This window comes from Streptomyces sp. NPDC054765 (assembly GCF_053612065.1).
Genome location: NZ_JBSHBP010000022.1, coordinates 58,274 through 78,597, shown reverse-complemented (window position 1 = coordinate 78,597; position 20,324 = coordinate 58,274). Strand labels below are relative to the sequence as shown.

The window sequence follows — 20,324 nt, the reverse complement described above, 5'->3', positions numbered from 1 at the left end:
ACGTGCCCCACCCCCGCTCAGCGCGCCAGGGCCCGGTCCTCCGCCGGCAGCGGTGCCTCCTCCCGGGGCTCGCTGACCCGGTCCCCCGCGCCCCTGCGGCCGCGGGCGGCGGGTGCCCGGCGGTGGGCCGGGTCGCGGACCTCGCCCACCAGCATCTCCAGGACGTCCTCCAGCGCGACCAGGCCGAGCACCCGGCCGGTCGCATCGGCGACCGCTGCCAGATGGGAGGCGGCCCGGCGCATCGCCGTCAGAGCATCGTCCAAGGGCAGCTCGGCGCGCAGCGTCGTCATCGGATGCCAGATGCGCTGAGGCACCGCGCGGTCGCGTTCCTCCAGGTCAAGGACGTCCTTGACATGCAGATAGCCCATATATGCACCACCGGGCGCACACACCGGGAAGCGGGAGTAGCCGGTCCGTACGGTCAGCTCCTCCACCTGGCGGGGCGTCACGGTCGGCTCGACGGTGACCAGTCCGGCCCGGTCGAGGAGCACGTCCGTGACCGGCCGGCTGCCCAGTTCCAGCACGTCGGAGAGCTGCTCCTGTTCAGCCGGTTCGAGCAGGCCCGCCTGGCCCGAGTCCTCGACGAGATGGGTCAGCTGCTCACTCGTGAAGACCGCCTCGACCTCGTCCTTCGGTTCCACTCGGAAGATCCGCAGCACCCCGTGGGCACAGGCGCCGAGCAGCGCGGTGACCGGTCGGCACAGCCGCGCGAAGGCGACGAGGCCGGGGCTGAACCACAGGGCGGTCTTCTCGGGCGCCGCCATCGCCAGGTTCTTGGGGACCATCTCGCCGATGACGAGGTGGAGGAAGACCACCAGCACCAGGGCGAGGACATAGCCCAGCGGGTGGACCAGCGCCGCGGGGAGCCGGACGGCCGCGAAGACCGGCTCCAGGAGGTGGGCGACGGTCGGCTCGGCGACCGCACCGAGCGTCAGGGAGCAGACGGTGATGCCGAACTGGGCGGCGGCCATCATCTGCGGGAGGTTCTCCAGGCCGTGCAGCACCTGCCGGGCGCGGGTGGAGCCTTCGGTCGCCAGGGGTTCGATCTGACTGCGACGTACGGAGACCAGGGCGAACTCGGCGCCGACGAAGAACCCGTTGGCAAGGACGAGCAGCACCGCGAAGAGCAGCTGGGCCAGCGTCATCGGGCCACCTCCGCGCCCACCACGACGGGCTCACGGGGTGCCTCGGGGGCGGCGGGCGCCGTGACGGTGGCGGTCCGGACGATCCTTATCCGCTCGGCGCGGTGGTGCGAGACCAGCCGCACCCGCAGCCGCCAGCCGTCGAGCTCCGCGATATCGCCGGGGGCCGGGATCCGGCCGAGTATGTGTGCCACCAGTCCTGCCACCGTCTCGTACGGCCCTTCCGGCGCCTCCAGGCCGATCCGCCGCAGGGTGTCCACCCGGCAGCCGCCGTCGGCGTCCCAGGCGGGGCGGCCCTCCTCGGGCGGAGCCTGGCCCAGTTCGGGCAGATCCACCCCGTCGTGCTCGTCGCGGACCTCGCCGACGAGTTCCTCGATGATGTCCTCCAGGGTGACCACACCGGCCGTGCCGCCGTACTCGTCGACGACCACCGCTATCGGCTGTTCGCTGCGCAGCCGCTCCAGCAGCGGCTGCACCGGCAGGGTCTCGGGCACCAGCAGCGGCGGCACCGCGATCCGTCCCGCGGGGATGCGCAGGCGGTCGTGCGCCGGGACGGCCAGTGCGTCCTTGAGGTGCACCATGCCGACGACCTCGTCGAGGCGGGTGTGGTAGACGGGGAAGCGGGAGAGCCCGGTGGCGCGGGTCAGGTTGACCACGTCCTCGGCGGTCGCCGACGCCTGCAGGGCGCTCACCCGGACGCGCGGCGTCATGACGTTCTCCGCGGTCAGGTCGCCCAGCGAGAGAGTGCGGACGAACAGATCCGCGGTGTCCTGCTCCAGGGCTCCGGCGAGGGCGGAGTGCCGGGCGAGCGAGACCAGTTCGCCGGGGGTGCGGGCGGAGGCCAGCTCATCGGTCGGCTCCACGCCCAGGGCGCGCACCAGGCGGTTGGCGACGGTGTTCAGCAGGGTGATCACCGGGCGGAAGAAGCGGGAGAAGGCCCGCTGGGGGCCGGCGACGACCCGGGCGACGGGCAGCGGCTTGGAAACCGCCCAGTTCTTGGGCACCAGCTCTCCGACGACCATCTGGACCGCGGAGGCCAGCAGCATGCCGAGCACGACGGCGGTGCCGGGGACCGCGCCCGCGGGCAGGCCCGTGGCGGCCAGCGGGCCGGACAGCAGCTCGGCCAGCGCGGGTTCGGCGAGCATACCGACCACCAAAGAGGTGATCGTGATGCCCAGTTGGGTGCCGGACAGCTGGAAGGAGAGTTCCCGCAGGGCGGAGACGACGGTGGGGGCGCGGCGGTCGCCGTCGGCGGCGGCCCGTTCGGCATCCGCCTTCTCGACGGTGACGAGTCCGAACTCGGCAGCGACGAAGAAACCGTTGGCCAGGATCAGGACGAGAGCCGCGGCGAGCAGCAGCAGGGGGTCGGTCATGCCGCCGCCTCCGTGGTATGCGGGGGTTGGGGAGGGGCGGCGCAGGTACTACAGGACGATCCGTCCATTGCCGGAGGGAGTCACTCCTCGGGTCGTGGTGAGCCCACTGTGGGGCAGGGCGCACGGTGCGCCCCGGAGAACAGAGTAAACAGCGGGAGCCTGATTAGGGCAGGCTCAACCGGCCGTGTGGTCGAGCGCACCGTGCTTCTCGGTGAGGTCGCGCAGCGCACGGGCGTCCCGGATGGCCTGCTCCTTGGCGATACCGGGCTGGATGCCCATGGCGGGCAGGCTGGTGCCGTCGGCGAGATCGAGATGGACCCAGGCGTCGCCTTCGCGGAGGTTGACGCGCACGACCTGGGCCCAGGCCAGTTCGCGCCGGGTGGTGAGGTTGATCACCGTGATGCCCTCCTGCCGCGCCACCACCCTGGGGCGGCTGAGCAGCAGGAGGACGCCGAGCACCAGCAGTCCGGTGATGACGAAGCTGAGCCGCTCGCCGCCGGTCAGCTTCGGCAGCAGCAGCGCGATCACCGTGAGGGCGGCGAGCTGGGCGATGCCGACGGCGTACAGGACGACCCGGGTGCGGGTCGGCCGGAACGTCACCGGGAGGCTGGGCAGGGGCGCGGACACGTCGTCGGTCTTCCGTCGGGGGTGCGGCGGTGGGTATGGCTGGTCGGTGGCCGCCGGTTACAGCCGGCAGGCGTGGATGCCGGTGGTCAGGATCGCGCGGGCGCCGAGGTCGTAGAGCTCGTCCATGATGCGCTGGGCGTCGCTGGACGGGACCATCGAGCGGACCGCGACCCAGCCCTCGTGGTGCAGCGGGGAGACGGTCGGCGACTCCAGGCCCGGAGTGAGGCCGACGGCCTTCTCGACGTGCTCGACCCGGATGTCGTAATCCATCATCACGTACCGCCGGGCGACCAGGACGCCCTGCATACGGCGCAGGAACTGGCGCACCTTCGGGTCGTCGTCCGGCGCACCGGTGCCGCGGATGACCACGGCCTCGGACTTCAGGATCGGCTCGCCGATGATCTCCAGGCCGGCGTTGCGCAGGGTGGTGCCGGTCTCCACGACGTCCGCGATGATCTCGGCGACGCCGAGCTGGATGGCGGTCTCCACGGCGCCGTCGAGGTGGACGACGGAGGCGTCCACGCCGTTGTCGGCGAGGTGCTGCCGGACCAGGCCGGAGAACGAGGTGGCGATGGTCATGCCGCCGAACTCGGTGACGTCCTTGGCGGTACCCGGGCGGGTGGCGTAGCGGAACGTCGAGCCGGCGAAGCCGAGCTGGAGGATCTCCTCGGCCGGCGAGCCGGAGTCCAGCAGCAGGTCACGGCCGGTGATGCCGATGTCGAGCTTTCCGGAGCCGACGTAGACCGCGATGTCGCGCGGGCGCAGGAAGAAGAACTCGACCTCGTTCTCGGCGTCGACCAGGACCAGTTCCCTGCGGTCCTTGCGCTGGCGGTAGCCGGCCTCATGGAGCATCGCCGACGCAGGCTCGGACAGTGAACCCTTGTTGGGGACAGCGATGCGCAGCATGAGAGCGAGTTCCTTTGCGGGTGAGGGGTGTTGCGACGGGTGCAGGGGGTGGATCAGAGGTGGGCGTAGACGTCGTCGAGGGAGATGCCCTTGGCGACCATCATGACCTGGAGGTGGTAGAGGAGCTGGGAGATCTCCTCGGCGGCGGCCTCGTCGGATTCGTACTCGGCGGCCATCCACACCTCGGCGGCCTCCTCGACGACCTTCTTGCCGATCGTATGGACACCGGCCTGCACCAGCTCGGCGGTACGGGAGGTGGCGGGGTCGCCCGTGGCGGCCTTCTGCTGGAGCTCGGAGAAGAGCTCCTCGAACGTCTTCTTGGACATGATGGTGACCACCCTACGCGGAGATGCGGCTGCGGCGCGCAGCGCCTCGGCCGAAGGCCGGTGGCGGGTGCGGGGCGGGCTGTCAGCGCCAGGGCTCGGACACGGTGCGCAGGGTCGCGGCGGTGGCGACGGCGGCGGTGACCGCTTCGTGGCCCTTGTCCTCGGTGGAGCCTTCGAGGCCGGCCCGGTCGAGTGCCTGCTGCTCGGTGTCGCAGGTCAGCACGCCGAAGCCGACCGGAACGCCGGTGTCCACCGACACCTGGGTCAGGCCCTGGGTGACGCCCTGGCAGACGTAGTCGAAGTGCGGGGTGCCGCCCTTGATGACCACGCCGAGAGCGACCACCGCGTCGTAGCCGCGGCCGGCCAGCACCTTGGCGACGACCGGCAGCTCGAAGGCGCCGGGCACCCGCAGCAGGGTGGGCTCGTCGATGCCGAGCTCGGTGAGGGCGCGCAGCGCTCCGTCCACGAGGCCGTTCATCACCTGCTCGTGCCATTGCGCCGCGATGACGGCCACCCGCAGGTCGCCACAGTTCTTCACGGTCAGTTCGGGTGCGCCCTTGCCGCTCACGGTTCTCCTCTTACGGGTGATGGTGCTGGTGGGTGATGACGTGGTGCCGGGTGGCTACTGGTTGTCGCAGGTGGCCGCGACAGCGGAGGAGGCGGCACCGGCCGCTCCGGTGCCGGGGGCCGCTCCGGTGCCCCGGGGTCCCCCCTGCGCGGGCGGAGCCGAGGGGCCAACGGAGGATTCGACAGCTCGGGGAACGGTGCCGGCACCGGGGTCCAGCCAGGGCAGGTCGTGCCCCATCCGGTCCCGCTTGGTGCGCAGATACCGCAGGTTGTGTTCACCGGCCTTGACGGGCATCGGCTCACGGCCGGTGACCGTGAGGCCGTGCCGCACCAGGGCGGCGGTCTTGTCGGGGTTGTTGGTCATCAGGCGCAGTGAGCGCACGCCGAGGTCCTGGAGCATCTGCGCACCGGCGGCGTAGTCGCGGGAATCGGCGGGCAGGCCCAGTTCGAGGTTGGCGTCGAGGGTGTCGCGGCCGCGCTCCTGGAGTTCGTAGGCGCGCAGCTTGGACAGCAGCCCGATGCCGCGCCCCTCGTGGCCACGGAGGTAGATCACCACGCCGCGGCCGGCCTCGGCGACCTGCTGCAGCGAGGCCTGAAGCTGGGGCCCGCAGTCGCAGCGCAACGAGTGGAAGATATCGCCGGTCAGGCACTCGGAGTGGACCCTGACCAGGACGTCCTCGCCGTCGCCGAGCTCGCCGGCGACCAGCGCGATGTGCTCGACGCCGTCGACGGCGGAGCGGTAGCCGTACGCGGTGAACTCGCCGTGTGCGGTGGGCAGCCGGGTCTCGGCCTCACGGCGGACGGTGGGCCCGGAGGACTGCCGGTAGGCGATCAGATCCTCGATGGAGATGATCGACAGTCCGTGCTTGCGGGCGAACGGCACCAGCTCGGGCAGCCGCAGCATCGTGCCGTCCTCACCGGCGATCTCCACGATGGCGGCGGCCGGGCGCAGTCCGGCCAGCCGGGCGAGGTCGACACCGGCCTCGGTGTGGCCGTTGCGGACCAGCACCCCGCCGGGCCGGGCGCGCAGCGGGAAGATGTGGCCGGGCCGGACGAAGTCGTCGGCGACGGACTCGCCGGAGGCGAGCAGCCGCAAGGTGGTGGCGCGGTCGGCGGCGGAGATGCCGGTGGTCACGCCGTGCGCGGCGGTGGCGTCGACGGAGACGGTGAAGGCGGTCCGCATCGACTCGGTGTTGTGCTCGACCATCTGCGGGAGTTCCAGCCGGTCCAGCTCCGGGCCCTCCATGGGGGCGCAGATCAGCCCGCGGCACTCGCTCATCATGAAGGCGACGATCTCGGGGGTGGCCTTCTCCGCCGCGACGACGAGGTCGCCCTCGTTCTCGCGGTTCTCGTCGTCCACGACGACGACGGGGCGGCCGGCGGCGATATCGGCGATGGCCTGCTCGACCGGGTCGAGCGCCAGGGAAGCCTCTTCGCCGGCGTTCTCGGTGGCGTACCAGCTCTTGAGTGCGGTCATGCCACTGCTCCTTCCAGGACGGTGCGGCCGGCGGCGCGCGAGCGCAGCCACCAGTCGCGCATGCCCCACACGACGAGGGCGAGATAGACGACGTAGACGAGGCCGGAGAAGGCGAGCCCGCTGCTGAAGGCGAGCGGGACGCCGACGACGTCGACCAGCAGCCAGGCGAACCAGAACTCGACCAGGCCGCGGGCCTGGGCGACCATCGCGGCGAGGGTGCCGACGAAGATGTAGGCGTCCGGCCAGGGGTTCCAGGACAGCTGCGGGAGCAGGGTGAACAGGGTGCCGACGGCCGCGGTGCCCACGGCGGTGCCACCCAGCAGCAGACCGCGCTCGCGCCAGCCGGCGAAGCGGACGGCGATGGAGCCGTCCTGGGCCTGCTGCCGGCCGCGCTGCCACTGCCGCCAGCCCCACAACGCCACGCCGATGACGAGGAGTTGCTTGCCGACGCCGCCGCTGAGGTGGGCGGAGGCATAGGCGGCGACCAGGATCACACCGGAGAGGAACTGGGCGGGCCAGGTCCATATCGAGCGCCGCCAGCCGAGTGCCAGGGCAGTCAGACCGATGCTGTTGCCGATCATGTCCGACCAGATGACGTGCTGTCCGAAGGCCGTGAAGGCCTGGCCGTTCAGCGTTTCGAGGACGCTCACCGGTCCATCTCCTTGAGCTCGTCGAGATCCTTGAGGTCGCCGGTGCCCCGGGCGAGCAGCCGCTCGACGTACTTGGCGAGGACGTCGACCTCGAGGTTGACGGGGTCGCCGGCCTTCTTGATGCCCAGGGTGGTCAGGGCGAGGGTGGTGGGGATGAGGCTGATGGTGAAGTAGTCGTCGGCGGCGTCGACGACGGTGAGGCTGACACCGTCGACGGTGATGGAGCCCTTCTCGACGACGTAGCGGGACAGCGCGGCCGGCAGCGCGATCTTGACGATCTCCCAGTGTTCGCCGGGGATGCGCTCGACGAGGGTGCCGGTGCCGTCGACATGTCCCTGGACGAGGTGTCCGCCCAGCCGCCCGCCGAGCGCCATGGGGCGCTCCAGATTGACCCGCGAGCCGGCGACCAGCGCGCCGAGGCTGGAGCGGTTGAGCGTTTCGGCCATCACATCGGCGGTGAACTCACCGTCGGCGGTGTCCACGACGGTCAGACAGACGCCGTTGACGGCGATCGAGTCGCCGTGCTTGGCGTCCTCGGTGACGACGGGGCCGCGCAGCCGGAAGCGGGCGGAGCGGCCGGGGACTCCCCCAGTGGTGGCCGGGGGAGCGTCACCGAGGTTCTCGACGGCGACGACCTCACCCAGTTCTTCGACGATTCCGGTGAACACTTCAGTTCTCCTCGTGGAGGGCGTGGCGAAGGGGAGTGGCGGTGATGCGCAGGTCGGGTCCGAGCCGTTCGGTGCCGGTCACGTCGAGCCGCACCGCCTGGGCGATGGTGGTGATTTTGGCGTCGCCGACCGCCGCCGGTCCGGCGCCGAGCAGCACCGGGGCGAGGTAGCCGACGACCTTGTCGACGGCCTGGGCGGCGAGGAAGGCCCCGGCGAGCGTGGGGCCGCCTTCGAGCAGGACGGAGCGCACCTCGCGCGCGTACAGGGCCTGGAGCAGTGCGGGGATGTGCAGCCCGGGTCCGTCGGCGGCGCGCGGCAGCCGGACGATCGGGGCCAGGCCTTCGAGGTGGCCGGTGTCGGCGTCCTCGGCGACCGCGATCAGGGTGGGCGCGGAGCCGTCCAGCACGCGGGCGCCCGCCTTGACGGCGGTGGCGCCGGAGTCGACGACGACCCGCAGCGGCTGGCTGATCTCGTCGTCGGACAGCCCGCTGATCCGCGCTCCGAGCTGCGGGTCGTCGGCGCGGGCGGTACCGGAGCCGACGATGACGGCGTCCGCGGCGGCCCGCAGCCGGTGCACATCGGCGCGCGACTGCGGGGAGGAGATCCAGCGGCTGGTGCCGTCGGCGGCGGCGATCCGGCCGTCGAGGGTGGCGGCGTACTTCCACAGCACGAATGGGCGGCCGCGCAGGACGGAGGTCAGCCAGGCCTCGTTGCCGGCGGCGGCCTCGTCGGCGAGCAGTCCGCCCTCGACGTCGATCCCGGCGTCGGCCAGGGTGACGGCGCCGCCGGTGGCGGTCGGGTCGGGGTCGGAGACGGCGTAGACGACGCGGACGATCCCGGCGTCGATCAGCGCCTGGGCGCAGGGGCCGGTGCGGCCGGTGTGGTTGCAGGGTTCGAGGGTGACCAGTGCGGTGCCGCCCCGGGCCCGCTCGCCCGCGGCGCGCAGTGCGTGGATCTCGGCGTGCGGCCCGCCGGCCCGCTGATGCCAGCCCTCGCCCACCGCGCGGCCCGCGGAGTCCAGGACGACACAGCCGACCACGGGGTTGGGGCTGGTGTGCCCGAGACCGCGCGCGGCGAGCTCGATGGCTCGGCGCATCGCCGCGGTCTCGACGGGGGCTGCGGTGGCCACCGGGTCCTCCTGCCTCTCAGGGCACGGACTCCGGGGCTGTCTGGACGACAGAAAGCGGAACAACGCCACGGGGACACCGCGACCGGAAAGGAGAGCCCGCCCGGAAAAAACCGGACGCGCCGCCGACGGCGGTGTACCGAAGCTGGCCCGCCGCGCACTGCCTCCCATCCGGACTTTCACCGTCGGTGCAGGAATTTCACCTGCTCAACCGGCCACTGGCGGTGGACGGGTCGCGGACTGTTACCGCCGGTTCGGAATTACACCGACCCCGGAGTGCGCTGCTGCTTTTATGTCAGTACAGCTTCAGTCTGCCACGCCCGGTAGTCGCCCATGCGGGCGAAGCGCTGTGGGCTGCCTCACAGCACCCCCGGCGCGCCGCCTGTCACAGACGGCACGCGTGATCCGTCATAGCGGGAACGTACCCCGCTCCTTCTCCTCTTCAAGGACTGATCCGCGATGGCGACAATTCTGGTGACCGGCGGCACGGGCACACTCGGGCGGCCCCTCGTCGGCCGGCTGCTCGACGACGGCCATGACGTCCGGTCGCTGAGCCGGCGGCCGCACACCGGCACGGCCCGACCGCGGCCGCGGTCGTATGCGGTCGATCTGCGCGACGGCACGGGCCTGGCCGAAGCGGTGGCGGGTGTGGACGCGATCGTGCACTGTGCCTCGTCGCCGGCCGGCGGTGACGTCGAGGCGGCCGGGCGGCTCGTCGAGGCGGCCAAGGCGGCGGGCGTCCCGCATCTGGTGTACATCTCGATCGTCGGCGTGGACCGGGTCCCGATCGGCTACTACCGCACCAAGCTCACGGTGGAGCGTCTGATCGAGGGCTCCGGTATCGGCTGGACGGTGCTGCGGGCCACGCAGTTCCACCCTCTGGTACTCGACGTGATCAAGGCGGGTGCCCGGTCGCCGGTGCTCCCGGTGCCGACGGGCGTACGGGTGCAGCCGGTCGAGGTACGCGAAGTGGCGGACCGGCTGGCCGAGTTGGCCGCCGGTGCGCCGGCCGGGCGGGTCACGGACCTGGGCGGCCCCGAGGTGCTGGACGCCCGGGATCTCGTACGGGCCACGCTCGAAGCGGGCGGGCGGCGCCGGCTGCTGATGCCGCTGCGGCTGCCGGGGGCCGCCGCCGCGGCTCTGCGCCGCGGCGGCAACCTCACCCCGGAACACGCCGACGGCCGGCGCACCTACGCCGAGTTCCTCGCGGAGCGGGCGGGCGACGGGGCACGGCGATGACGGGCCACCGGGAGCGCCCGAGCGACCCGGAGCGCCCGGACTGACCGGCGGGGCGCGCCGGTGCTCAGCCCGCGGGTGCGCACAGTGCGTGCTGTGCGGCGTCCCGCGCGGCGAGGACGGCGCCGCGCAGCACCGCCCGCCCGCCGACCGTCCCTGCCCGTACCTCGGTGCGCAGCGGGGAGAGCCGGGCCAGGTGGCCGGCGACCCGGCCGGCGAGTTCCTCGCCGCCGCCGCGGCCGACCTCCCCGCCGAGGACGACACACCCGGGGTCGAGCACCGCGCACACCGCCGCCACGCCGAGGGCGATCCGCGCGGCCAGCGCGTCGAGGAAGGCCGCGCCGGCGTCGCCGGCGGCCACCGCGGCCCGTACGACGGCTTCGGCGGGCGGGGCGTCGGTGCCGGCAGCGGCGTCGGTGCCGGGCGAGGGCGCGTCCGGCGCCTCGGGACCGGCGCCGGCCCCGGCGGACAGGCCGTGTTCCGCGGCGAGTGCGCAGATCGCGGCGGAGCCGGCCAGGGAGTGGAAGCCGCCGTCGCAGCCGCTTGCGGAGGGCAGCGCGGCGGTGCCGGGGACCGGCAGAAAGCCGATCTCGCCGGTGCCGCCCGAGGCGCCGCGCCGCAGCGTGCCGTCCAGGACCACCGCCGCGCCGGTGCCGTGGCCGAGCCAGAGCAGGACGAAGGTGTCGCGGTCGCGGGCCGCGCCGTCGCGCTGCTCGGCGACGGCGGCGAGATTGACCTCGTTCTCCAGCAGGACCGGTACGGCCCGCCGTGCGCGCAGCTCGCCGACCAGCGCGATGTGCCAGGACGGAATCCAGTCGGTGCCGCCCGGCCGCCCGGTGGCGGGGTCGACCAGTCCCGGGGCGCCGACGGCGATGGTGTGCGGTGGAGGGGCGCCCGCCGCGGCGAGGGCCTTGTCCACGACGTCGAGGGCGGTGGCGACGGCCGCGCCGGGGGCGTCGTCAGGGCCGATGGTGGCGGTGCGCTCGGCGCGTACCTCGCCGAGGAGGTCGGCGACCGCGGCGGTGACACTGTGCGTGCGCAGATCGAGACCGACGAGATGGGCCCGGTCGGCGACGATTCCGTAGAGCCGGGCATTGGGTCCGCGCCGCCGGCTGCCACTCTCGCCGACCACGGCGATCAGCCCGGCCTTCTGGAGTCGTTCGACGAGGTCCGCCACGGTCGGCCGGGACAGTCCGGTCAGCGCCTTGAGCTGACCTGCCGTCAAAACTCCTTCCGATCGCAGGAGTTGCAGAGCGAGACGGTCGTTGATCAGCCGTGCGGTGGTCGGGGAGGCGGTGCGGCCGGCGGCCACCGCGCGCGGTGCGTCCATGGCGGGATTCTGCCATCCTGGCGGGTCAATTCCCTTATTATCAGGCAGGGTTCCTGATAATTTCCGCCCATGGCTGGCAACGGTGTCCCCCACGACGTGACTCCACCCCCCGGCAACGAGCTGCGCCGCGCACGACGGGCCGTCGCCCTGGTGTTCCTCGTCCACGGCTCGGTCACCGGAAACCTCGCGACCCGTATCCCCTGGATCCAGGACCACACCGGTATCTCACCGGGCCGGCTCGGCCTGGCCCTCGCCTTCCCCGCGATCGGCGCCTCCCTGGCGATGCCGCTGGCCGGACGGATCAGCCACCGCTTCGGCTCCCGCACCGCGCTGCGCGGTCTGCTCGCCCTGTGGACCCTGTCGCTGGCCCTGCCCGCCCTCTCCCCGGGCCTGTATGCGCTGTGCCCGGCCCTGCTGGTGTACGGCGCGGCCTCGGGGATGGCGGACGTCGCGATGAACGCGCTGGGCGTGGAGACCGAGGACCGGCTCGGCAAGCCGATCATGTCGGGGCTGCACGGTATGTGGAGTGCCGGCGCGTTGGCCGGCTCGGCGGCCGGCACCGTCGCCGCGCACGCCGGGTGGGACGCCCGGCTCCATCTGGCCGGTGCCGCACTGGTGCTGACCCTGCTCGGCGCGCTCGCCTGCCGGGACGTACTGGACCTGCGCAGCGCCCCCGAGGAGCATCCGCCGCCCCGCTTCGCGCTGCCGCCGAGGTCGGCGCTGGTCATCGGGGCCATCGGGTTCTGCGCGGTCTTCGCGGAGGGCGCCGGCCTGGACTGGTCGGCGGTCTACCTCCGCGACGAGCTGGGCACCGATGCGGGCCTGGCCGCCGCGTCGACCACCGCCTTCGCCTGCACGATGGCGCTCGCACGGCTGGCCGGGGACACGGTGGTGGCCCGCTTCGGCGCGGTGCGCACGGTGCGGGCCGGCGGGGTGCTGGCAGCGGCGGGTGGCGTACTGATCATCGCGGCGCGTCATCCGGCCATGGCGATGGGCGGGTTCGGCCTGATGGGCCTCGGGATCGCGGTCGTGGTCCCGCTGGCCTTCGCGGCCGCCGGGCGCAGCGGTCCCGCGCCCAGCCAGGCGATCGCGGGTGTCGCCACGATCACCTACACCTCCGGGCTGATCGCACCGTCCGCGATCGGCGGTATCGCCCAGGCGACGTCGCTGACGATGTCGTTCGCGCTGGTGACGACGCTGGCGTGCGGGCTGGTGGTGGGTGCGCGGGTGCTGAGGGCGCCGCGCCGTACGGCCTCCGGCGGCGCCCCCGCGGTGACCGGCGATCCGGAACGGTCGTGATCCCGGCCGCGCCGGATCGCCGGTGGCTCAGGCCACGTCCGCCTCGGCACCCTCGTCCGAGGCCGCCGGCCGGAGCAGCTGCCCGGCGATGCTCCGGACCCGGTCGGACCACGGGGTGGGGCGCAGCGTCTGCGCATCGACGCGGACCAGCACCCGGTGGCCGTGGGCGTAGGTCTCGGTGCCGTCGGCCGAGCAGAGCCGGAAGCCGTAGGTGAGGCCGGTGCGGCCGAGGCGGGCGACCCACAGGTGCGCCGCGTAGTAGCCGGGGCGGGTGAGAGGACGCTCGTAGGAGACGTGCATCTCCTTGATGACGTTGCACATGTCACCCGCGGCGGCCCAGTCGCCGTCGAAGCCGAAGCCGTGTCCGTGCCAGTACTCCGCCCAGGCGCGCTCGGCCAGCAGCGGGTAGCGGGAGTTGTGGAGCATGCCGAGGGCGTCCAGGTCATCGAAGTGGACGGTGACGGGGACCAGTTCGCCGTACGGGACGGTGGCGGTCTGCAGGGTTTCGACGCTCACGGGTGGTGCTCCTGGGGTCCGGTCGCGCCGGTCGGCGCTGTCGATGCGGAGAGTGCTGAGGGCGCGGAGGGTATTGAGGGCGCGGAGGGTGCTGAGGCCGCGGAGGGTGCTGAGGGCGCCGGTGATTCTTGTATGACGAGCCGGAGACATCGTAGGCGGCCGCTCAGCCTGTTGTGCCCGCCAGGCTTCCCGGGCGGCCGGACTGCCGGACGTACCGGCGTACGGCCCCCGGACCGCCGGGCATACGGTCCCCCGGGCCACCGGCCGTAGCGGCCGGGTGGAAGACCGGGCGCCGGGAACCCTCGCGGTGCGACGGTCATGTTTTTACGAGACCCTGAGGACCAGGGAGCGCACCCGACAGTGGCGACGCATAGCCGGCGTGACACCCACCCAGCGAGGAGGGCGGGCGGTGATGAGCGATTCGGATACGGGCGCCGCGGGGCGGAGCCGGGACGAGAAGACCCGGCTGTCGGCGATCACCTTGAGCGTCAACGATCAAGTGCGGCAGCTCGCGGTGGATCCGCGGACCACGCTGCTTGACGCGCTGCGCGAACATCTGCGCCTGAGCGGGACCAAGAAGGGGTGCGACCACGGGCAGTGCGGCGCCTGCACGGTGCTGATCAACGGCCGGCGCGTCAACTCCTGTTTGACGCTCGCCGTCATGCACGAGGACGACGACGTGGTGACGATCGAAGGCCTGGGCGATCCCGCTGCCCTGCATCCCATGCAGCGCGCCTTCGTCGAGTGTGACGGCTTCCAGTGCGGCTACTGCACCCCCGGCCAGATCTGTTCGGCGGTCGGCATGCTCGCCGAGGTGGAGGCGGGCTGGCCCAGCCACGCCACCGCCGAGGTGGCCTCGCGGCAGATCGCGCTGACCGATGACGAGATCCGCGAGCGGATGAGCGGCAACATCTGCCGGTGCGCCGCGTATCCGAACATCGTCGCGGCCATCCGCGGCATCGCGGAGGGAGGCCTGTCATGAGGTCCTTCACCTACGAGCGCGCGACGGACGCACAGGCCGCTGTCGCCGCGGTGTCCAGACCCGGCGCGAAGTTCATCAGCGGCGGCACCAATCTGCTCGACCTGATGAAGCTCGACATCGAGCATCCCAGCCATCTGGTCGACATCAGCCGGCTTCCGCTGCGGGACATCGAGGAGCTGCCGGACGGCGGACTGCGCATCGGCGCCCAGGCGGTGAATTCCGAGGTGGCCGCCGACGCCCGGGTGCGCACCCGTTATCCGGTGCTGTCGCAGGCGCTGGTGTCCGGCGCCTCGGGCCAGTTGCGCAACAAGGCATCCACCGGGGGAAATCTGTTGCAGCGCACCCGCTGCCCCTACTTCTACGACACGGCTGCGGGCTGCAACAAGCGCCATCCCGGCTCCGGTTGCTCCGCGATCGGCGGGTTCAACCGGATACACGCGGTCCTCGGCGCCGGCGACTCCTGCATCGCCACCCACCCCTCGGACATGGCCGTCGCGATGACCGCACTGGAGGCGCAGATCGAGCTGCTCGACGCCGACGCGTCGGTGCGCCGCGTCGCCCTCACGGACTTCTACCGGCTGCCGGGCGATACGCCGCACCTGGAGACCGTACTGCGGCCCGGCGAAATGATCACGGGCGTGCTCCTGCCCCCGCCCCTGCCGGGCCGGCAGCTCTACCGCAAGGTGCGCGACCGGGCGTCGTACGAATTCGCGCTGGTCTCCGTGGCGGCCGTCGTCTCGGCCGGTCAGGGAACGATCGGTACGGCGCGGGTGGCGCTCGGCGGTGTGGCGCACAAGCCGTGGCGGTCCTTCGAGGCGGAGGCCGCGTTGACCGGCCGCCCCGCCACGATGGCGACCTGTCGCACCGCCGCCGAGGCCGCGATGCGCGACGCCGTGGGGCAGGGTGACAACGACTTCAAGATCGAGCTGGCCCGGCGCACGCTCTGCCGCACGCTGGCACAAGCAGCCCGGGTGGGCTGAGGAGGCGAGATGATCGGGCAAGCCGTGAACCGCGTTGACGGCGCGTTGAAGGTCACCGGCCGGGCCACCTACGCCTACGAGTACGGGGCGGCCGGCCGGCCGCTGTACGGATGCATCACCGGCGCGACGATCGGCAAGGGCCGCATCACCCGGATCGACGCCGAGGACGCCGAACGCGCCCCCGGTGTCCGCATGGTGATGACCCATCGCAATGCCCCTGTACAAGGTGTCCGTGATGAGTCCATTGCATTGGAGTACTGGCGCGCCCAGCCGGTGCTGACCGGCCCGGACATTCACCATCACGGCGAGCCGGTGGCGTTCGTCGTCGCCACGACCTTCGAGGAGGCCCGAGCAGCGGCCGGGCTCATCGACGTGGAATACGCCGACGGGCAGGGGCATTTCGACTTCGCCGCGTACGAACACGAGGCGTACACCCCGAAAGTGGTCAATGCCGGCCTCCCCACCGACACCGCGGTGGGCGATTTCGACGCCGGGTTCAGCAGCGCCGTCGTGAGGGTCGATCAGCTCTACACGACGCCGTACGAGCTCTCGATGCCGATGGAACCGCACGCATGCCTGGTGGAACCGCGTGGCGAGGACCTGATCGTCCACGTCAGCTGCCAGATCGTCGATGCGGCACGGGCCGCGATCGCCGGCACCCTGCGGACCGACCCCGCGCGGATTCATATCGTCACCCCCTTCGTGGGCGGTGGATTCGGCTCCAAGCTGGGCATCCATGCCGAGACGATCCTGGCAGCGCTCGCCGCCCGTGCGTTGGGCGAACCGGTCAAGGTCGCGCTGACCCGGCAGCAGATCTTCCAGCTCGTCGGCGTACGCCCCACATCGAGCCAGCGGGTGCGGCTGGGCGCGGGGCATGACGGACGGCTGGCCGCGCTCGCCCATGACGTCACCATGCACACCAACCCCGACCTGGAGTACGCCGAGCAGACCGCCGCCACGACCCGCAGCCTCTACGCCGCGCCCCACCGGCTGACCAGCCACCGGCTCACGCCGCTCGATCTGCCGCGCGGGTCGGACGTCCGTGCGCCGGGCGAGGCGCCGGGCCTGCTGGCGGTGGAGTCGGCGATGGACGAGCTGGCCGATGCGCTCGGGATGGACCCGGTCGAGCTGCGGATCCGCAACGAGCCCACCGTCGATCCCGAGCGGGACGTGCCGTACAGCGACCGGCACCTGGTCGACTGCCTGCGCGAGGGCGCGCGCCGGTTCGGCTGGGAGCACCGCCCCGCTACCCCGGCGAGTGTGCGCGACGGACGGTGGTGGGTCGGCTACGGCATGGCCGCCGCCATCCGCGGGCATTTCCAGGGGCCGACCTCGGTGCGGGTGCGGTGCGAGGCGGACGGCACCGCCGTCGTCCAGACGGACATGACCGACCTCGGCACGGGCACCTACACCATCCTGACCCAGGTCGCGGCCGACGGGCTCGGACTGCCGCCCGACCGGGTGCGGGTTGAGCTCGGGCGGTCCGAGTTTCCCGCCAGCTGGGGGTCCGGTGGCTCGTGGGGCGCCACCAACTCCAGTACCGCGGTGCACCGGGCGTGCGCGGCGCTGCGAGAGAAACTGCTGGTCGCGGCGCGCGGCGACATGCACTCTCCGCTCTACGGCCTGGACCCGGAAGGCGCCGTGTTCTCCGGCGGCACTGTGCGCATCGGTGGCGCGTCCGAGGCGCTGAGCGAGATCGTCGCACGCCACCATCCCGACGGGGTGGAGGCGGCGGGCGAGACCCGCTTCATGGGCGATGAGCCGAACTACACGGCCTACTCGATCCACACCTACGGCGCCCACTTCGCTGAAGTGGGGGTCGACGCGGACACCGCCGAGATCCGTCTGCGGCGCATGCTGGGCGTGTTCTCGGTGGGCCGCGTGCTCAACCCGAAGACGGCCCGCTCGCAGCTGATCGGCGGCATGATCTGGGGTGTCGGCGCGGCCCTGGACGAGGAGGCCGTCGTCGACCCGCGATCCGGCGCCTTCGTCAACCGTGATCTCGCGCAATACCTGGTTCCGGTCCACGCCGACGTCCCCGGGGTCGACGCCGTCATTCTCGACGGGTACGACGACAAGGCCAACGTCCTCGGTGCGAAGGGCGTGGGTGAGCTGGGCGTCTGCGGGTCCGGCGGGGCGGTCGCCAATGCGGTGTTCAACGCCACCGGGGTGCGGGTGCGCGACTTCCCCCTCACGATCGAAAAGGTGCTGCCGGGGCTGCCCCCCGTGGATGTCTGACGCCGTATCGGCCCGGGACGGGGGTGACCGGCTGCCGTGGGGCACCGGGTCCGTGCCCGGGTGGCGCGCGGGCCGGAAGACATCCGGTCGGGGCCACAGCCAGATCGCGAAGCCCCACGGGAGCAGCGGCCGCGCAGCATTCGCCCGATGGCCTGGCATTCGTGTGGCCGGCGAGGTGGCGGATCCCGGACCGGGTAGGGGAACTCCTGCAAGCGGCAGCTTCTTCCACCCAGTGCCTGGCGGCCGCGGCTTCACGGGAAGTTCCAGATGATCAGCAGGCGAACCTTCGGAAAGGCCCTCGGTACCGGAGCGGCTGTGGCTTCAGCGGCCGGTCTTTCCTCGGCATGCTCGAAGGCCGTGCCCCACGACAACGATCAGCCTCCGCCGACGACCGGCCAGGGAAGGGGCGAGCCGGGGAGGGAATCGTCTTTCGGCTCATTGCAGCAGGTGCGGGCCGGCGTCCTGAATGTGGGATACGCCGAAGCAGGCCCGGCCCATGGTCCCGTGGTCATTCTGCTGCACGGCTGGCCCTACGACATTCACAGCTATGCCGCTGTCGCACCTTTGCTGGCGGCGAAGGGCTATCGCGTCATCGTCCCGTATCTGCGTGGCCATGGCACCACGCGTTTCCTTTCGGGCAAGACGTTCCGGAACGCACAGCAGTCGGTATTTGCTCTCGACATCATCGCCGTGATGGACGCATTGCGGATCGACAAGGCGATCCTCGCCGGGTACGACTGGGGAGCACGGACGGCGGATATCATCGCGGCGCTCTGGCCGGAGCGGGTCAAGGGCTTGGTCTCCGTGACCGGCTATCTGATCACGAACCGTGCGGCCAACAAGGAGCCGTTGCCGCCGGAGGCCGAGTGGGCGTGGTGGTATCAGTTCTACTTCGCCACGGAAAGAGGCCGGCTCGGTCTTGAGCGGAACCGGCATGATCTGGCGAAGTTGATCTGGAAGTTCAATTCCCCGACCTGGAATTTTGATGCCGCCACGTTCGATCGCACCGCGGCAGCATTCAGCAATCCCGATTACGTCAGCATCGTGATCCACAACTACCGCTGGCGGCTGAGCCTGGCCAAGGGCGACCCACAGTACGACGGGCTCGAAAAGCGACTGGCCCGGGGCCCTGTCATCACCGTGCCCACGATGACCCTTGACGGCGAGGCCGATCCCTTCACGCCTGCGGGCGACGGCTCGGCCTATCGCGACAAGTTCACCGGCCGGTACGCGCACCGCACGCTGAAGGGCATCGGCCACAACGTCCCCCAGGAAGCCCCCCACGCCTTCGCGCAGGCCGTCATGGACGTCGACGGCGGCCCGAGCGCAGGGCGCTGAGCAGGCGAGGGGCGAAGCCGGCGGGCGGCGCGAGACCGTTGCCTGGAACCGCATCAGTGACGGCTTTGTCGCGGGCCTCAGTCATCACCGTCATCCCCGTGATCCCGCTCATCCCCGTCAGCAGGCTCTTTGTACCCGCTGGTCCCGGCGTCGAGGAGTGGTGTGCGTGGCCGGTCTGCCGCCCTGGAGAGCCACCGCAGGCAGTGGTAGCCGGTGAGCACGGTGAGCGTTCCCAGTGCGATGCCGCTCAGCTGGAAGTTCTCGGTGAACTTCAGCGAGACGCCGCCAATGGCAATGATGATCCCGGTCGCTGCCGGGATGAGGTTCAGAGGGACCGAGAAGTCCACCTTGTTCCGCACCCAGATCTGGGCTCCGAGCAGGCCGATCATGCCGTACAGGATGACGGTGATACCGCCCAGCACCCCGCCGGGGATCGCCGCCACCACCGCGCCGAACTTCGGGCACAGGCCGAAGAGCAGGGCGAAGCCGGCCGCCGCCCAGTAGGCCGCGGTGGAGTAGACCCTGGTGGCCGCCATGACGCCGATGTTCTCGGCGTAGGTCGTGGTGGCGGGGCCGCCCACCGCGGTCGACAGGACCGTTGCGGTGCCATCGGCGATGATGGCCATGCCCATCTTGTCTTCCAGGGGATCACCGGTCATTGCGCCGACAGCCTTGATGTGTCCGGCATTCTCCGCGATCAGCGCAACGAGGACCGGCAGCGCGACGAGGATCGCGGAGGCGGAGAAGTTCGGCGCGTGGAAGGTGGGAACGCCGATCCAGTCAGCCTTTTCGACGCCGGAAAAATCGATGCGCCAGTGGTCCGTGAGCTTGCCCGCACCATTGACCGAATGAATCTTTCCTGCGGTGCGGTCGAGCACCCAGGACAGCACATAGCCGAAGACCAGGCCCAAGAAGATGGCGATCCGCGACCAGAAGCCTCGGAGCACGACGAGGGCGAGTCCGGTGAACAGCATCGTCGCCAGGGCCGTCCACTGGTCCTGGGGCCAGTACGTGGACGCCGTGACGGGGGCGAGATTGAAGCCGATCAGCATCACGACCGCGCCCGTCACCGTCGGCGGGAGCACGGCGTGGATCACCCGGGCCCCGACGACATGGATGACGATGCCGCAGCCGGCCAGGCAGGCGCCCACCACGAGCATCGCGCCCGTCAGGGTGCCGATGTCACCCCCCTGGCCTGCGATCACGGCAGAGACGCCGACGAAAGACAGCGAGGAGCCCAAGTAGCTGGGGATACGTCCGCGGGTCATCAGCAAGAACAGTGCGGTGGCGACACCCGACGCCATGAGGGCGAGACCGGGGTCCAGACCCATGAGCACGGGGGCGACGAAACATGCCCCGATCATCGACACCACGTGCTGGGCACCGAGCGCGATCGTCCGTCCCCACGTCAGGCGCTCCCCGGGCCTGACCACCTCACCGGGCTTCAGATGTCGCCCGTCGCCATGAAGTTTCCACCCGAAGCCGGCCATGATCACTCTCCACTCTGCGACGCCCTGTACGTCACAGAGCCGAGGTGATTCAT

Annotated in this window: 19 protein-coding genes and 1 riboswitch; of the genes, 6 read left to right on the top strand and 13 right to left on the bottom strand. The window is 71.6% G+C overall.

The features are described from left to right. Positions 1-17: 17 nt before the first annotated feature. The 10 genes from ACWGJY_RS16725 to ribD all read right to left on the bottom strand — a co-directional run bounded on the left by ACWGJY_RS16725 (position 18) and on the right by ribD (position 8,832). The gene (locus tag ACWGJY_RS16725; RefSeq protein ID WP_453261533.1) at positions 18-1,145 is read right to left on the bottom strand and encodes a hemolysin family protein; all 1,128 of its coding nucleotides are present in this window, start codon (positions 1,143-1,145) and stop codon (positions 18-20) included. After that, positions 1,142-2,515, bottom strand: coding sequence for a hemolysin family protein (locus tag ACWGJY_RS16720; protein WP_453261532.1), 1,374 nt, complete (start codon positions 2,513-2,515; stop codon positions 1,142-1,144). The genes ACWGJY_RS16725 and ACWGJY_RS16720 overlap by 4 nt, the downstream gene beginning before the upstream one ends. A 174-nt stretch (positions 2,516-2,689) precedes the next feature. Then, on the bottom strand, positions 2,690-3,142 hold the full coding sequence (locus tag ACWGJY_RS16715; protein WP_453261531.1) for a PH domain-containing protein: 453 nt from the start codon (positions 3,140-3,142) through the stop codon (positions 2,690-2,692). 57 nt (positions 3,143-3,199) lie between these two features. Continuing rightward, the gene (gene hisG / locus ACWGJY_RS16710; RefSeq protein WP_453261530.1) at positions 3,200-4,048 is read right to left on the bottom strand and encodes an ATP phosphoribosyltransferase; all 849 of its coding nucleotides are present in this window, start codon (positions 4,046-4,048) and stop codon (positions 3,200-3,202) included. A gap of 53 nt (positions 4,049-4,101) precedes the next feature. Beyond that, complete coding sequence (locus ACWGJY_RS16705; RefSeq protein WP_086720687.1) at positions 4,102-4,374, bottom strand: phosphoribosyl-ATP diphosphatase; 273 nt, start codon at positions 4,372-4,374, stop codon at positions 4,102-4,104. A gap of 82 nt (positions 4,375-4,456) precedes the next feature. Then, positions 4,457-4,942, bottom strand: a complete 486-nt coding sequence (gene ribH / locus ACWGJY_RS16700) for a 6,7-dimethyl-8-ribityllumazine synthase (RefSeq protein WP_086720683.1) — start codon at positions 4,940-4,942, stop codon at positions 4,457-4,459. Between the two features lie 54 nt (positions 4,943-4,996). Further along, a complete protein-coding gene (locus tag ACWGJY_RS16695) occupies positions 4,997-6,418 on the bottom strand; it encodes a bifunctional 3,4-dihydroxy-2-butanone-4-phosphate synthase/GTP cyclohydrolase II (protein WP_453261529.1) in 1,422 nt (473 codons plus the stop codon). Then, positions 6,415-7,068, bottom strand: coding sequence for a nicotinamide mononucleotide transporter family protein (locus tag ACWGJY_RS16690; protein ID WP_453261528.1), 654 nt, complete (start codon positions 7,066-7,068; stop codon positions 6,415-6,417). The genes ACWGJY_RS16695 and ACWGJY_RS16690 overlap by 4 nt, the downstream gene beginning before the upstream one ends. Next, positions 7,065-7,736 carry a riboflavin synthase gene (locus ACWGJY_RS16685; RefSeq protein ID WP_453261527.1) on the bottom strand — a complete coding sequence of 224 codons (672 nt, stop codon included), beginning with the start codon at positions 7,734-7,736 and terminating at the stop codon, positions 7,065-7,067. The genes ACWGJY_RS16690 and ACWGJY_RS16685 overlap by 4 nt, the downstream gene beginning before the upstream one ends. Before the next feature lies 1 nt (position 7,737). Next, positions 7,738-8,832, bottom strand: a complete 1,095-nt coding sequence (ribD, locus tag ACWGJY_RS16680; RefSeq protein ID WP_453261560.1) for a bifunctional diaminohydroxyphosphoribosylaminopyrimidine deaminase/5-amino-6-(5-phosphoribosylamino)uracil reductase RibD — start codon at positions 8,830-8,832, stop codon at positions 7,738-7,740. Between the two features lie 183 nt (positions 8,833-9,015). Beyond that, a riboswitch (FMN riboswitch) is annotated at positions 9,016-9,146 on the bottom strand. A 175-nt stretch (positions 9,147-9,321) separates the two neighbouring features. Here ribD and ACWGJY_RS16675 point away from each other — a divergent pair. Beyond that, complete coding sequence (locus tag ACWGJY_RS16675) at positions 9,322-10,101, top strand: SDR family oxidoreductase (RefSeq protein ID WP_453261526.1); 780 nt, start codon at positions 9,322-9,324, stop codon at positions 10,099-10,101. A gap of 64 nt (positions 10,102-10,165) precedes the next feature. On the opposite strand, the gene ACWGJY_RS16670 is transcribed toward ACWGJY_RS16675, so the two are convergent. After that, the gene (locus ACWGJY_RS16670) at positions 10,166-11,428 is read right to left on the bottom strand and encodes an ROK family transcriptional regulator (protein WP_453261525.1); all 1,263 of its coding nucleotides are present in this window, start codon (positions 11,426-11,428) and stop codon (positions 10,166-10,168) included. Between the two features lie 69 nt (positions 11,429-11,497). Here ACWGJY_RS16670 and ACWGJY_RS16665 point away from each other — a divergent pair, with 69 nt between their 5' ends. Further along, a complete protein-coding gene (locus ACWGJY_RS16665) occupies positions 11,498-12,727 on the top strand; it encodes an MFS transporter (protein WP_453261524.1) in 1,230 nt (409 codons plus the stop codon). A gap of 27 nt (positions 12,728-12,754) precedes the next feature. Here the strand turns inward: ACWGJY_RS16665 and ACWGJY_RS16660 are convergent, their stop codons facing one another. Further along, entirely contained in the window at positions 12,755-13,243 is a 489-nt protein-coding gene (locus ACWGJY_RS16660) for an acyl-CoA thioesterase (protein WP_453261523.1), read from the bottom strand. Positions 13,244-13,655: 412 nt separating this feature from the next. On the opposite strand from ACWGJY_RS16660, the gene ACWGJY_RS16655 reads away from it, so the two are divergent. The 4 genes from ACWGJY_RS16655 (at position 13,656) to ACWGJY_RS16640 (ending at position 18,781) form a co-directional block, all read left to right on the top strand. Next, positions 13,656-14,225: a 2Fe-2S iron-sulfur cluster-binding protein gene (locus tag ACWGJY_RS16655; protein WP_453261522.1), complete on the top strand. Its 570-nt coding sequence runs from the start codon at positions 13,656-13,658 to the stop codon at positions 14,223-14,225. Beyond that, positions 14,222-15,205: an FAD binding domain-containing protein gene (locus ACWGJY_RS16650; protein ID WP_453261521.1), complete on the top strand. Its 984-nt coding sequence runs from the start codon at positions 14,222-14,224 to the stop codon at positions 15,203-15,205. The genes ACWGJY_RS16655 and ACWGJY_RS16650 overlap by 4 nt, the downstream gene beginning before the upstream one ends. A gap of 9 nt (positions 15,206-15,214) precedes the next feature. Beyond that, positions 15,215-17,443: a molybdopterin cofactor-binding domain-containing protein gene (locus tag ACWGJY_RS16645; RefSeq protein WP_453261520.1), complete on the top strand. Its 2,229-nt coding sequence runs from the start codon at positions 15,215-15,217 to the stop codon at positions 17,441-17,443. Positions 17,444-17,710: 267 nt separating this feature from the next. Next, on the top strand, positions 17,711-18,781 hold the full coding sequence (locus ACWGJY_RS16640; protein ID WP_453261519.1) for an alpha/beta fold hydrolase: 1,071 nt from the start codon (positions 17,711-17,713) through the stop codon (positions 18,779-18,781). Positions 18,782-18,858: 77 nt separating this feature from the next. Here ACWGJY_RS16640 and ACWGJY_RS16635 read toward each other — a convergent pair whose 3' ends face one another. Next, complete coding sequence (locus ACWGJY_RS16635; protein ID WP_453261518.1) at positions 18,859-20,271, bottom strand: uracil-xanthine permease family protein; 1,413 nt, start codon at positions 20,269-20,271, stop codon at positions 18,859-18,861. Positions 20,272-20,324 lie beyond the last annotated feature (53 nt).